Source organism: Parabacteroides massiliensis (assembly GCF_900155425.1).
GTDB lineage: Bacteria > Bacteroidota > Bacteroidia > Bacteroidales > Tannerellaceae > Parabacteroides > Parabacteroides massiliensis.
The window spans coordinates 1,001,681-1,015,096 of record NZ_LT700191.1 but is presented as its reverse complement, the minus strand read 5'-3'; the positions used below and the strand labels follow the sequence as shown (position 1 = coordinate 1,015,096).

Annotated in this window: 12 protein-coding genes and 1 pseudogene; 10 read left to right on the top strand and 3 right to left on the bottom strand. The window is 47.5% G+C overall.

The annotated features are described in order from the left end of the window. The 7 genes and pseudogenes from BQ9893_RS15200 to BQ9893_RS15170 all read left to right on the top strand — a co-directional run. Positions 1-2,216 (top strand): annotated as a pseudogene (locus BQ9893_RS15200) (hypothetical protein); the annotation flags it as partial. 480 nt (positions 2,217-2,696) lie between these two features. Beyond that, positions 2,697-3,998: a reverse transcriptase domain-containing protein gene (locus BQ9893_RS15190; protein ID WP_005647385.1), complete on the top strand. Its 1,302-nt coding sequence runs from the start codon at positions 2,697-2,699 to the stop codon at positions 3,996-3,998. Then, the gene (locus BQ9893_RS15185; protein ID WP_005647383.1) at positions 3,995-4,480 is read left to right on the top strand and encodes a DUF4376 domain-containing protein; all 486 of its coding nucleotides are present in this window, start codon (positions 3,995-3,997) and stop codon (positions 4,478-4,480) included. The genes BQ9893_RS15190 and BQ9893_RS15185 overlap by 4 nt, the downstream gene beginning before the upstream one ends. A gap of 191 nt (positions 4,481-4,671) precedes the next feature. Continuing rightward, positions 4,672-4,914 (top strand): hypothetical protein, encoded by a 243-nt coding sequence (locus BQ9893_RS15180; RefSeq protein ID WP_005647381.1) that lies wholly within the window; start codon positions 4,672-4,674, stop codon positions 4,912-4,914. 72 nt (positions 4,915-4,986) lie between these two features. Further along, positions 4,987-5,112, top strand: coding sequence for a hypothetical protein (locus BQ9893_RS22360; RefSeq protein ID WP_005647379.1), 126 nt, complete (start codon positions 4,987-4,989; stop codon positions 5,110-5,112). Continuing rightward, positions 5,109-6,245, top strand: a complete 1,137-nt coding sequence (locus BQ9893_RS15175) for a GNAT family N-acetyltransferase (protein ID WP_005647377.1) — start codon at positions 5,109-5,111, stop codon at positions 6,243-6,245. The genes BQ9893_RS22360 and BQ9893_RS15175 overlap by 4 nt, the downstream gene beginning before the upstream one ends. Continuing rightward, positions 6,235-6,720 (top strand): formyltransferase family protein, encoded by a 486-nt coding sequence (locus BQ9893_RS15170; protein WP_005647375.1) that lies wholly within the window; start codon positions 6,235-6,237, stop codon positions 6,718-6,720. Before BQ9893_RS15175 ends, BQ9893_RS15170 begins: the two co-directional genes overlap by 11 nt. A 265-nt stretch (positions 6,721-6,985) precedes the next feature. On the opposite strand, the gene BQ9893_RS15165 is transcribed toward BQ9893_RS15170, so the two are convergent. Further along, positions 6,986-7,888 (bottom strand): DMT family transporter, encoded by a 903-nt coding sequence (locus BQ9893_RS15165; protein WP_075967401.1) that lies wholly within the window; start codon positions 7,886-7,888, stop codon positions 6,986-6,988. A 19-nt stretch (positions 7,889-7,907) separates the two neighbouring features. After that, complete coding sequence (locus tag BQ9893_RS15160) at positions 7,908-9,140, bottom strand: MFS transporter (RefSeq protein WP_075966771.1); 1,233 nt, start codon at positions 9,138-9,140, stop codon at positions 7,908-7,910. Positions 9,141-9,332: 192 nt separating this feature from the next. Here BQ9893_RS15160 and BQ9893_RS15155 point away from each other — a divergent pair, with 192 nt between their 5' ends. The 3 genes from BQ9893_RS15155 to BQ9893_RS15145 all read left to right on the top strand — a co-directional run bounded on the left by BQ9893_RS15155 (position 9,333) and on the right by BQ9893_RS15145 (position 12,498). Next, entirely contained in the window at positions 9,333-10,778 is a 1,446-nt protein-coding gene (locus BQ9893_RS15155; protein ID WP_075966770.1) for a glutamate decarboxylase, read from the top strand. Further along, positions 10,775-11,740 carry a glutaminase A gene (gene glsA, locus BQ9893_RS15150; protein ID WP_075966769.1) on the top strand — a complete coding sequence of 322 codons (966 nt, stop codon included), beginning with the start codon at positions 10,775-10,777 and terminating at the stop codon, positions 11,738-11,740. The genes BQ9893_RS15155 and glsA overlap by 4 nt, the downstream gene beginning before the upstream one ends. Before the next feature lie 482 nt (positions 11,741-12,222). After that, positions 12,223-12,498 (top strand): hypothetical protein, encoded by a 276-nt coding sequence (locus BQ9893_RS15145; protein WP_075966768.1) that lies wholly within the window; start codon positions 12,223-12,225, stop codon positions 12,496-12,498. Positions 12,499-12,567: 69 nt separating this feature from the next. Here the strand turns inward: BQ9893_RS15145 and BQ9893_RS15140 are convergent, their stop codons facing one another. Next, the gene (locus BQ9893_RS15140; protein WP_075966767.1) at positions 12,568-13,341 is read right to left on the bottom strand and encodes a potassium channel family protein; all 774 of its coding nucleotides are present in this window, start codon (positions 13,339-13,341) and stop codon (positions 12,568-12,570) included. Positions 13,342-13,416: the final 75 nt, after the last annotated feature.

Sequence of the window (13,416 nt, the reverse complement as noted above, 5' to 3'; positions counted from 1 at the left end):
TGCTGGCACGGAATGGCGATAACGGCAACGTGACGACCTTGGACTTGAGCTGGCAGGGACGGTTGAAGAAGCTGGACGTGAGAGGCACGGGGCTTACCCGCGTGAAACTTGCCACCGGTGCGCCTGTTGTGCAGTTATGCTTGCCGGAAACGATAGAGGAACTGTTTCTGGAATATCTTCCCAGGTTGGCAGAGAGCGGATTGGTACTGGATGGCATCGGTAACGTGCGAGGCTACCGGTTCATGGGTTGTCCGGGCATTGACGGGTTTGCCATGCTGGAACGTCTTCATCAGGCCAAGTTGAACGGTAGCGGTAAACTGGAGCGTTTTGTCCTTGACATCGATATGGAGGATGACGGCAGGCTGCTCGGAAAATACTACGATTATGGTACCTATACCTCCACCGGAGCGATAGACAACCGTCATTCCGGATTGCGTGGCAGGCTCCGCCTGACAAAGTACATGGAGGACGAAGAAGCGGACAGATACAGGGAGCGGTACCCTGAACTGGAGATCGTGCAACCGGCCTACAGTATCATCGAGTCGGACGAGAGCGTACCGGACGATGCCAATATTTCCAACCCGGACAACGAGACCGGCTATAAGTATGGAAATGCTTACGTCATGAATGCCCACGTAGTGGCGATCCTCAAGAAGCGCCACCGTGTGCTTGCCAAGGTGACGAAGAAACCCACGAGCCGTAAAGTGGAGATGGCGGGCCAGGCGGTCGACATCAACAATTTGGATGGTGAGATGACCTATTGTCCTTTGGATGATACCACCAGCAATAAATATTACGACGGAAGCGCTGCCAAACTTGACAGCAGCGAGGGCGACTGGATGATGTACGAGCCGTTCTTCTGGTCGAAAGGTATCAATGACTATCTGAACGAGAAATATTACAGTTGTTACAGTTCCAACGGCCCCGACGATATGCCTCCCATCCCCGAAGTAACCGTTTTGACACTGGATGATATAAAAGAGACCAAGGACGGCTACTTGGCGGAACGCAAACTACTGAGTGGCAAGCCCACGTTGAAGGATTCTTATAGCACGGACAAGACTTATTCGGTCTGCAAGGTGGATGTGCAAGGTTACAAGCGTGTGCGTTTTCCGAGTGTTCCCGGCACGGGTCTGGTCGGCAGTCTATTTGTAGACGGCTCTGGAAACGTAGTCAAAACCATCGTGGTTCCAACGATCGGCTTGAAGTTCGAGGCGGGCATGTACTTGATATCGGATATTCCGGAGGACGCCACGGCCTTGCACTTCTCGATCTTGAACACGGCCGAGTTCGACAAGGTCGTTCTTTCCAACTCCGACAAGATCGAGGATATGGAGCCCGATTGGGTGGCCAACGAGGAACATCTTTGCGCCGTGGTGGGTAGCAGTGTGGTGGGTAGCAAGTTGCGTTCATGCGTAACGGGTAATTCCACGACGGCCAGCATGAACTGGATCGACTTTCATTATTACTCGGTTCAGCGCGGTATGCAACAGATAGACGCGTTGATGCACTCCCGTATAGCGAACTTGTTTTACGCAAGATATGGCCGTCGTGACAGCCAGGAACAGTGCGGAGGCGGTCAGCATACGAACAATCGTATCACGGGCGGTACGGCGGGCTACGGCATGCAGGATACGATCGGTTATGATGAAGCGTATAAAATAAACGACAAGATCACGAATTCCATCGTGGACGGTTCTATCCACCAGTACGCTTGGTATCGTGGGCAGGACGAGTATGGTTCTCCGACCGTGACTCAGGTAAACAATATCAGTTGTCTGGGCTATGAGGATATCTACGGGCATAAGTACGACATGATGGACGGCGTAGATTTACCCAATGACAGCGCAAACCAGGGCAAGTGGCGTATCTGGATGCCGGACGGTACGACCCGTATGGTGAAAGGCAAGACCTCGAGCGACCAGTGGATAACGGGTGTCGCCCATGGCAAGTATATGGACGTGATACCAGTGGGAACCGCAAACGGTTCGTCCAGCACGTATTATTGCGATAAATACTACATATCTACCGCATCGAGCCGTGTGGTCTATCGCGGGTGCTACAGTGCGCATGCGGATGGCGGCGTGTCGGGTGCGTATGCGAATTACGATGCATCGGGCTCGAGCACGTATGTCGGCTCCCGTCTGGCCTTCCGCGGTCGGATCGTCAAAGCGGAAAGCGTGGAAGCGTACAAGGCGATAGTCGAAAAGGCATGATCGAAAACGGGAGCGAAGCGACAAAACGTAAAGCGTTCTCGTTCCCGTTTGTGTGATCCGAAGCGAACGAAAACGGGCGTAAGCCCGTCGAAAATATAATATCAACAGTGTTTCCGCATGAAAAATAATACCTTTGTATTCCAAAGGGTGGCGTTTCCTTTAAGCCGTGTGGTTTTTCGTGGGTACAATAACTCGAATGCGAATGGTGGTGTGTCGTACGCGAATGCGAATAACGATGCCTCGAACTCGAACTCGAATATCGGTTCCCGTCTGAACAACAATCGAAGGAAATTAAAATCGGCGTACAACACCGGGGACTTGTCCCCACCGTGGAGCCGAGGGGAACAAGCCCCAGTAACAGCGGCCCGGAAGGGTTGGAAAACTGAGAAATCAAGCGTCGGGTAGAGTTTGGTAGGCCGCAAGGCTCGAAGAAGTCAGGCCCGGGAGATTGAAGGCCGTGTGGCCGTAATGTGATATGATATGCGTAGAGAAGGTTACATAATAGAAGAGATTATAGAACCGTCCAATATGGAGGATTCCTTTGATCAAGTCCTTCGCGGCACGAAAAGAAAGCGTAGCCGCCAAGGGCGTTACCTGCTTGCGCATAAGGAAGAGGTGTTGGATGAACTGACCGCATCGATCGCATCCGGAAGTTTCCGGGTGAAAGATTATCATGAACGGGATATAGTGGAAGGTGGTAAGTTACGGCGTATTCAGGTACTAAGCATGAGAGACCGTATCGCCGTACACGCTATCATGACCATCGTAGACAAGCGTTTGAGGAAACGGTTTATCCGAACCACTTCGGCCAGCATCAAAAAACGTGGCTCGCACGATCTGATGGCGTATATTCGCCGTGATATGAAAGAAGATCCGGAAGGCACGCGGTTCTGTTATAAGTTTGACATCAAGAAGTTCTACGAAAGCGTGAAACAAGATTTCGTGATGTATTGCGTGAACCGGATATTCAAGGACAGGAAGCTCATCGCCATGCTGGATAACTTTGTCCGGCTGATGCCTGAGGGTATCAGTATCGGCCTGAGGAGTTCGCAGGGGCTGGGCAATTTATTGTTGTCTGTTTATTTAGACCATTATTTGAAGGACAGGTACGGCGTCCGTTATTACTACCGCTATTGTGATGACGGTGTGGTACTGGGTGAAACGAAAGCGGAATTGTGGAAGATTCGTGATGTCGTCCACGGGTGTATAGAATCTATCGGTCTTCAAGTAAAGGAGAACGAACGTATATTCCCAGTGACGGAGGGTATCGATTTCTTAGGATACGTTATCTATCCCGATCGTGTGCTTTTAAGGAAGCGCATCAAAAAGAACTTTGCCCGGAAGATACACGAGGTTAAATCGAGAAGGAGACGGCGTGAATTGGTGGCCAGTTTTTATGGTATGGCCAAGCACGCGGATTGTAATATGTTGTTTAAAAAATTAACAGGCAAAGAAATGAAAAGTTTTAAAGATTTGAACGTTTCCTATAAGCCGGAGGACGGCAAGAAACGTTTTCCCGGCACTGTGGTAAGCATCCGGGAACTGGTGAACCTTCCCATCATAGTGAAAGACTTTGAAACGGGAATCAAGACAGAACAGGGCGAGGACCGCTGTATCGTGAGTATCGAGCAGAATGGTGAGTCCAAGAAGTTTTTCACTAATTCGGAAGAAATGAAAAACATCCTTGCACAGGTAAGGGAAATGCCGGACGGTTTTCCGTTTGAGACAACGATAAAGACGGAAACGTTTGGCAAAGGTAGAACCAAATACGTGTTTACATGAAACGAGTAGAAGGAAGTGCCGGTGTGTCGCTGCTGGAATGCACGAACCCGGTCAAAAACAAGTGGCGCATCCGCTGGGATGTGCAAAAGAAGGAAGACGGTTCCGCTTCCTACATGGAAGAGGAGTTCAACCATAAGCCGACCGACGAGGAGATACGGTCAACGGTCACGGCCTGGTATAACCGGGAGACTGACAAGGCCATCCTTTCCGGATTCACATACGAGGAAATTCCGGTATGGCTGTCCAGCGAGAACCAGTTCAACTACAAAGCCGCATACGATCTTGCCGTCCAAACGGGAGGGCGGAACCTGCCGGTGACGTTCAAGCTGGGTGCGGATGATGAGCCGTATTACAGGACGTTTGAAACGGTCTCAGACCTTCAGGATTTCTACGTGAAAGCGATGAAGCACATACAAGACGCGTTGTCTGAAGGATGGAAGAAAAAGGACGCATTGGACTTGGCTTTGTATGAAGCCGGGTAATGGATGAATCCCCGCGGGGGAAGGGATAGAAAAAAGCCCCCGGCCTGTTAAAACAGTCGTCTCACTTACTATTCAACTTTACACACCCAAGCGGCGCGCGGCCGGGGGCAAATGCCCTCTGCCACGCCACTTGGGTGTTTTTTTGTTGTTTAATAAGTGAGACATTGCAAAGGTACTAAATTTTTGTTTGTATGAAAGTGATAGAGATACTAAACTTCAATCGTGAGTTGTTGAAAAAGTTACATGAGGCGGGAATACGCCTCGAAGATACCCAGTATATTGACTTGTATTCCGATTATATGAATCTGTACAAGAATGGTGAAAAAGTGTCCTATATTGTAGCTATACTTTCTGAAAGGTATGCCGTGAGCGAACGGAAAGTGTATGGTCTTTTGAAACGTTTCCAAAGTGACTGCACAAGCGGTGCAGTATAACATTCGGTTTAAATTAGTTCGTCCAATAGTTTGGCTCTACCTTTGTTCCAAACCCATAAAACAAAACAAAGTATGAGCAAGTACACTTACAAGCCGCAATATGGCGTAATCGTCATTTGCACAGATGAAAAAGAACAAAAGGAGATTTACGAACGTCTCTTGAAAGAAGGTCTAACCCTTAAAGTGGTGAATGTATGAAAATAGAGGTACAACACCATTGTAGCGACTTCAACAGCTATCGGGCCGCACGGGTAAAAAGCCTTTTCAACGCAGAAAAAGGCTGTGATTGGGAAAAGACAGTAGAGCTACCAATCGAGGACCGGGAATGGCAAATCGGATTGATCGTCGGACCATCCGGTAGTGGAAAAACCAGTATTGGAAACAAAATATTCAAAGAACCTATTTATGACCTCTATTCCGGCTGGGATAAGGATAAGCCGATTGTGGACTGTATTGCTCCTGACGGAGACTTCAACACGGTGACGGGTATGCTTTCGGCAGTTGGCCTTGGTGATGTTCCAGCGTGGCTCCGGCCATTTCATGTGCTGAGCAACGGTGAAAAATTCCGGGCAGGTCTTGCGCGTTTGGCGTGTGAACGACCGCGGCACGCCGTGGTGGACGAGTTTACATCGGTCATTGACCGGCAGATAGCCAAGGTCGGGGCCGCCGCATTCTCGAAGACATGGAGACGTGGCAGCGGGCAGATCGTGCTTCTTTCCTGCCACTATGATATAATCGAATGGCTACAACCTGACTGGGTGTATGATACTGCGGAGGCACGGTTTTACGACCGTGACTGCCTTCGGCAACGTCCAAAACTCGAACTTCAAATTTATAAAGTCAGGGGAACTATATTCCCAAGGTTGTTTAAGCAGCATTATTATTTAGACCTTCCTATGCCGGTTGCGGCCGAGTATTTCGTGGGCTTTGTCGGTGGTGAGCCCGTCTGCCATTTAGCGGTAACGCCACTCTTTACGGCAAAGGCTTACCGGTCCACCCGGTTGGTAGTACTTCCCGAATGGCAGGGAATAGGTGTTGGTACTAAATTTTTAGCGGCCGTTTGTGAATATCATCTTCAGGGACATGGTAGATGTGGTAAACCTTACCCGGTGTTCTTTCACACTTCACACCCGCAACTATGTGGAGCGTTACGTCACTCTAAAAAGTGGATACAAACCGGAGCACATTTATATGGAGTTAATAAAGGGCGCAGTGCGGCTTCGATGGCACGTTCGGCCCAAAGGTTAAATAAGTCTGATCGTGCGGCAACCGGTTATGGCGGCCATTTCAGGGCGGTTCAGGCATTTAAATATATAGGGAATGGTAATTAAAATATTGGGAAATTGCGAGTCGGAGGCATTCAAAGCGGCCGAAATGTTCGTTAAGGCAAAAGGGCATACGCTTTGGTGTGAAGGGTATCGTTGTGACCTTGCCATTGCGCCACTCCTTACGGTGAAAGTTTCCGATGAAGAACTGAAAGAGGCGAACTGGGGTACGTTGATATTCCATCCGTCCCCATTACCTTATGGGCGCGGGGCATCATCTATCAAATGGGCGTATAAACGAGGGGAACCGATAACCGCCGCCACATGGTTTTGGGCAGACTCCGGCTATGACACCGGCGATATTTGCGAGCAGGAGATTGTAAAAATAGACTATGGTATGCGGCCTCGCATCTTTTATGAACAGGAGATCATTCCGGCTATGCTTCGGACGCTGGGACGTTGCTTAGATAATATAGAAAAGGGCGTTATTCGTCGCATTCTGCAAATAGAGGCCTATTCGACATACGATAAAAAGTTGTAACATGCCATCTTAACTACTTTGTAAAGTTACGGAAAAAGTACGAGACTAACAACTTGTGCAGACACTTTTTCATCACAAAAAGTAATAAAAGAACGGCATTCAAATAGGGTTAGAAGTCCATTTGAATGCCGTTTGATTTTGCTCTAAAAGAGACGCTTCGTTTTGGAAAAGAACCTCAAAATAGAAACGCTTCGTTTTGAAAAGGTGGACGGGTGGTTTTGCGGATTGTAACGGAAAAGCAGTTGTTACAAAGAAAGAGAAAAATTTATGATTTTTCCTTGTTTTCCGCTATTTCAACGAAATAAACGCTCGAACAGATCAGGAGGATAGCTATTAACTGGGGCCAACTGAAACGGTCTTGTCCTAATGCCAGCGAGGTAATGGTCGCCACAATCAGGATCAGGTAGCCATAGATGGCAACCAGTGTGGTTTTCAGGTATTTTAGTCCGACCGGGATTAACAGGTAACTGATAACGGTCGGAAAAATCAGGACGAAAGCCAAGACTGCCATCGGTTTCCAATGGATCGGAAACGAGAAAAGTGTCGCTTCGAACCCTGTAAATCCGGAAACGATGATGGCGGAGAAGGCCGCACCGGAAAAGGTGTAGCGCAGCATCGTCATAACTCCCACATGTTTCAATATCCGGTTGCTCGCAATCAGATAGATTGCATAAGCTAAGGAACTTAGCAGGCAAAGTAAATTTCCGGTGAAGGCATCGGAGGCCAGGTCATCGCTTTTCTGAGTCAGGATGCAGAGCAATGCGCCACCTAATCCGATCAGGATACCGGTTATTTTCATCTTTGTGATTGTCTCTTTAAAGAAAATGACAGAAAGGATGAATACCCAGATAGGCTGTAAACTGGAGAAAATGGAGCTTGAGACAGGGGTCGTTTTGCTCAATCCTAACAAATAAAAGAACATAAAGCCATAGATGCCGAGTGCTCCCAACAGGAATAAGAGAATCTTTTCCCGACGGGTGGAAGCTTCCGGCTTGGTGAACATACCGATGATCCAGAACGCAAGGGCGGCAAACGTACAGCGCAGGGTTACACCCGTCAGCGGGCTTATCCATAGCGGGAGGAGGTATTTTAACGCATTCATATTCAATCCGCTGAAAGTCTTGGAAATAATCATGTAGATATTGGCTTCTCTTACTTTATTTTTCACGATGCTTGGGATTTTAATGTTATACTTGTTTGATACGGTCGTCAAACAAGAACGAGTCCTGTTTGATATAAGCCCATGCGGCAGCTATCAGGGCGATCACCATATTGAAGATGAAAGCGAACTGTTGTGTCTCGATATGGAGCATATCCTTGAACATGTTTATAATGAAAGGGCAAAGAAGAATGGCCAGATAGTTCATGACCATAACGAATGCCAGTGCAAGCGTCACTTTGGACGGGATCGCCGTACGGGTCGTCTTATCGTAAGCGACAGGTTGTATGACACCGTAGCCTAACCCGGCAAAGATACAACCCAGCCCGATCAACCATTCCGTCCGGGAGACCAGGATGAGAGCCATCCCGATCGCAATGGAAAGCATACAGGCAAACTTGGTCTTTTTGCCGAAGAAGGAGACGATCTGATTCAGTATGAATCCCGGTGCCATGATAGCCAGGAAAAAGAGCGAGATCATGATGCCCGAATTCCCGCTGGTGAAATGATACTCCTTCATCAGGAACGGCAGGTTGAAGCTGATGATGATCACTAAATAAGTGGCCAGCCCGTAGAACGACATGATCTGCATCAGGTGGCGTATCTGTATGCCGAACTTCCCGAAACTGCTATCGGCAGGTCTTTCCGTTTCCCGGTTGGTTGTGTTTATACCTGTATCGGGATATGGCGAAATGTTTTTTTTCAGATAGAACGAGAGGATGATCGAGATCAGCGAAAACAGATAGACGACGAACGGCAGATGCCAGTTTACTTCCGCCAGATATCCGGTCAGAATCGTCGCCAGTACTAAGGTCATATTCGTGATTGCCGAACTGAGGCCGAATTGCTTTGTCCGGTAGGCCCCTCTGAAAAAGCGGGAGATCAACCCAGTGGAAAGCGGCACGATCAGGCCCGAACCGATTCCTAAAAGTGCACTGACGGCAATCAGTTGCCACATCTTTGTGGATAGCAAATACAGAATCCCGCTCAGCGAAAAGATCACCAGGCCGGCTTGCAGTAGGAGAATATTATTGATCTTTTCCGTCAGCTTGCCCGACAAGATGATAAAAGGGATGACCAATAAGGAGGGAAGCGACGAAAGCATCTGTATGTCCAGTTCGGTGGAATGCGGAAAAATAGCAGAAAGTTTCCCTAAGATGGGGGAGACAGCCAGGCCGGGCAATGCATTCAGTGCCGATATCGACCATATGCCGATTAATGTGATAAGGGGAATCGTCCCCTGTCCTGTCTGTATTCGCATAATCGTTTCGTTAAAACATTATTTATTTTGTATTGAAACAATCCCGAATAACGAATGTTCATTATTTTAATAAACCCCAAATATCGTATGTTTAACCAAAAAACCGGAACAATTGCGGATAGTAGCTGTTTTTGCCATACAATCGGCCGAAACAAGTCGATAACGCCATTAATAATTAAAAACAAAAAAGACATGGAAGATTCTAATTTTAGAAAAGGCGATGCCAAGACAGCAATCTATGGCTCGGAAAAGATGTTACAAGCCTCTCCTGTAGACAAAATCCCGGATGGCCCGACCACTCCGGAGATCGCGTATCAGATGGTTAAAGACGAAACGTTTGCCCAGACACAACCTCGATTGAACCTGGCGACATTCGTGACTACCTACATGGACGACTATGCAACCAAACTGATGAACGAGGCGATCAGCATCAACTACATTGATGAAACGGAATATCCGCGTATTGCCGTTATGAACGCCAAATGTATCAACATCGTAGCTAATTTGTGGAATACCCCCGAACAGGCAAAATGGAAAGCCGGGGCATTGGCTATCGGTTCGTCCGAAGCATGTATGTTAGGCGGTGTCGCCGCTTGGTTGCGCTGGCGTAAAAAAAGACTGGCCGCCGGCAAGCCTGTAGACAAACCGAACTTTGTTATCTCTACCGGATTCCAGGTCGTATGGGAAAAATTCGCCCAACTTTGGCAAATTGAAATGCGCCAGGTCCCTCTGACATTGGAGAAGACTACGCTCGATCCTGAAGAGGCATTGAAGATGTGTGATGAAAATACAATCTGTATCGTGCCGATCCAAGGTGTTACGTGGACAGGTCTGAACGATGATGTGGAGGCTTTGGATAAAGCTCTCGACGCCTACAATGCAAAGACTGGTTATGATATTCCTATTCATGTGGATGCTGCTTCCGGCGGCTTTATCCTTCCGTTCCTGAAACCGGAATTGAAATGGGACTTCCGTTTGAAATGGGTTCTTTCCATCAGTACATCCGGACATAAGTTCGGTCTGGTTTATCCGGGCCTGGGTTGGGTTGTCTGGAAAGACAAATCCTATTTGCCTGATTCCATGTCATTCAGCGTGAATTATTTAGGGGCCAACATTACTCAGGTAGGTCTGAACTTCTCTCGTCCTGCCGCCCAAATCCTCGGACAATACTACCAGTTCATCCGTCTCGGATTCGAAGGATATAAAGCAGTACAGGAAAACAGCATGGCGGTTACCCAATACCTGCATGACCAGATCGGCAAGATGGCTCCGTTTGTAAACTACAGCAACGAAGTCGTGAACCCGTTGTTCATCTGGTACCTGAAACCGGATTATGCGAAGAAGGCGAAGTGGACACTGTACGACTTGCAGGATAAATTGAAACAAAGCGGCTGGATGGTTCCCGCCTATACATTGCCAAATAATCTTGAAAACTATGTCGTGATGCGTATCGTTGCCCGTCAGGGATTCAGCCGTGACATGGCAGACCAGTTGCTGAACGATATCACGGGCGCTGTTGCGGAACTCGAAAAACTCGAATACCCGACTCCTACCCGTATCGCTCAGGATAAGAATCAAGAAGTGAAAGGTTCTGTCTTTACTCATACGGGAATGCCCCATAAAAAGAAGCAATCATGAATAAAACAATTTCCGTTTCACAAATAGAAGAGGCGGCACAGGAGGCTTTCAAACAATTCAAGGATAATACGGACGGTAAGAATGCCGATTACATTCCTTACCTGGCTAATATCGACAAGAACCTGTTCGGCATCAGTATCTGCTTGTTGGACGGCAGGATCATTACGCTAGGAGATTCGTCCTACCGTTTCGGAATCGAGTCCGTTTCAAAAGTGCATACGGCTATCTTGGCTCTTCGTCAGTATGGAGCACAGAAATTGCTTGAGATGATCGGTGCTGATGCGACCGGCTTGCCTTTCAATTCCATCATGGCCATTTTGCTGGAAAAGGATCATCCTTCCACTCCGTTGGTTAACGCCGGTGCGATCACGGCTTGCAGTATGGTGCAGCCGGTCGGCGATTCAGACAAGAAGTGGGAAGCTATCGTTTCCAACATTACTGACCTTTGCGGAAGTGCCCCGCAGTTGATCGACGAGCTGTATAAGTCCGAGACGGCCACCAATTTCAACAACCGCTCTATTGCCTGGTTGTTGAAAAACTACAACCGGATGTACGACGATCCGGATATGTCGCTCGACCTGTACACCCGCCAGTGTTCGTTGGGTATCACGGCCGAACAACTTTCCATCGCTGCTGCGACTGTTGCCAACGACGGTGTGAACCCGGTTACCAAGAAGTCTGTTTTCGACGCTTCTTTGTCTCCGAAAATCACCTCCTTAGTGGCGACAGTCGGTTTCTATGAACGTACGGGAGACTGGTTGTACACTTCCGGTATTCCGGCCAAGACGGGTGTTGGCGGCGGTGTGATGGGGATCATGCCCGGACACTTCGGAATCTCCGCCTTTGCGCCTCCATTGGATAGCTCCGGCAATTCAGTGAAAGCACAACTGGCGATCAAATATATAATGAATAAACTGGGTCTCTCCATCTTTGGCAGTACCCGGTTTACAATCACCGGTTAAAACGGTTTATTCTTTTAGTTGGCGAGCCTCCACGCCCCTGTCGTTTACAGGGAGACGGGAGGTTCGTTTTTTGTGGAAATAGTTTTATCATTTTATTGTCTTTATTTGGTAAAGCCATACATATGATAAAGAGCTTGATCCTATCTGTCTGAAAGGAAAAGAGTGGAAATTAATAAAGTTGAACTTTGTGGAATTGATGCAACTAAAATCTTAATGGGATGGGAGCTTTGTATGGAGCAATTTATGGCGATTGCTAAAATCAGATACTAATCATGTGTTAAGAGATAAAACTATCGTAATACAAAAAATTGACAATAACCTCTTTTTTGCCCATTTTCTGTTTCATCTCAAATTCCGGTTCATTTTGATCTTACATTTTGTCCGGTCAGGCGTTTTTTGTTTGACAACAGAAAGTATGTGGTAGGCATTTTGTCCGGTTATCGCTTCTGGTTTGTCAGCCTAAGTAGAAAAAACAGGGAAATGTGATAAAGTCCAACTTCTGGAGAATCGAATATTTACAGACGAAGTCGGGAGGCTTATCATTTGTGGAAAAAGTGTTTTCCCGGCTTCTCACTGTGAGCTGCGCAGAATTTTGGCATGACGACCGTCTTCGTTGCTGTGGATTGCCGTGTTCATGGGGAATGACGACCGTCTTCACGGCGATGAAGTCCCTTGTCGTGGCGATGACGACCGTCTTCATGGTGATAGAACGGCAAATAAAGAGAAAAAGCACCTTTTCTCTTTATAAAGAAGGATAACGGAGTTCTTTCATCGCCAGACCTGCCAATTGTTAAATAACTTGTTTTTTACAATAAGTGGTCTTGAATTTATTTATTTGTTGGAGTAGGGTCAGCCGGTTTGGTATCTGGTACTTGCCCGGTGGGGGCGGAATGCGTTTTGTTATAATACTCTTCTTTTTTCTTGTTTGCAGACTGTACCAAGCTCGTGACATAGACCGTGAAGATCGGGAACATCATCATGCCGAGAGCGGCTAACAAGACCGAGAGTATACGACCTGTAGGCGTGACCGCAATGATGTTCGATCCGACGGTCGTCACGTCCATGAACGCCCACCAGAGAGCGTCACTGTAATCCTTGACTTCGGGATTCACTTTATGTTCGATCACGAAAAATATTAGGCTGGAGAAATAGACCATTGCCAGCAACATCGTCAGGTAGGAGACGAAAAGCCCGGAGGCCCGGTTCGAAGTCAGCCAGCCGACAACGATCGCCAGTGCCCATCCGCTGCGTACGAGCGGGATGAAACGCAGAAAATAGGTTATCTCGGCCGAGAAGGTGAATCCGTAGTAATCTATAATATTAAGATAAGGAATCGAAACCAGCAAGAAAAGGAAATGGGTTTGCAGATAATGAATTTTATCTTTTGATAAGAAAAACTCCAATACGAAATCGGCAATAAAGAACATACAGATCCAAAACTGCGTTTTCAGATATGAAGTCTGCGAGATGAACGGTATATTGTTGAACGTGTCGATCGAAATATCTATGATGAGGAACAGCGAGAGCAACAATATCATCACATGAAGCACTCCGTAGGCACCTCGTTTTTCTTCCAAAAAGTCATTGAATGCAGTTCTCATTGTCTTTAATTATTTTATTCGATGAAACAACAAAATGACACCTTTTGTTTTTAACATTCGTCTGTTAATTAACCA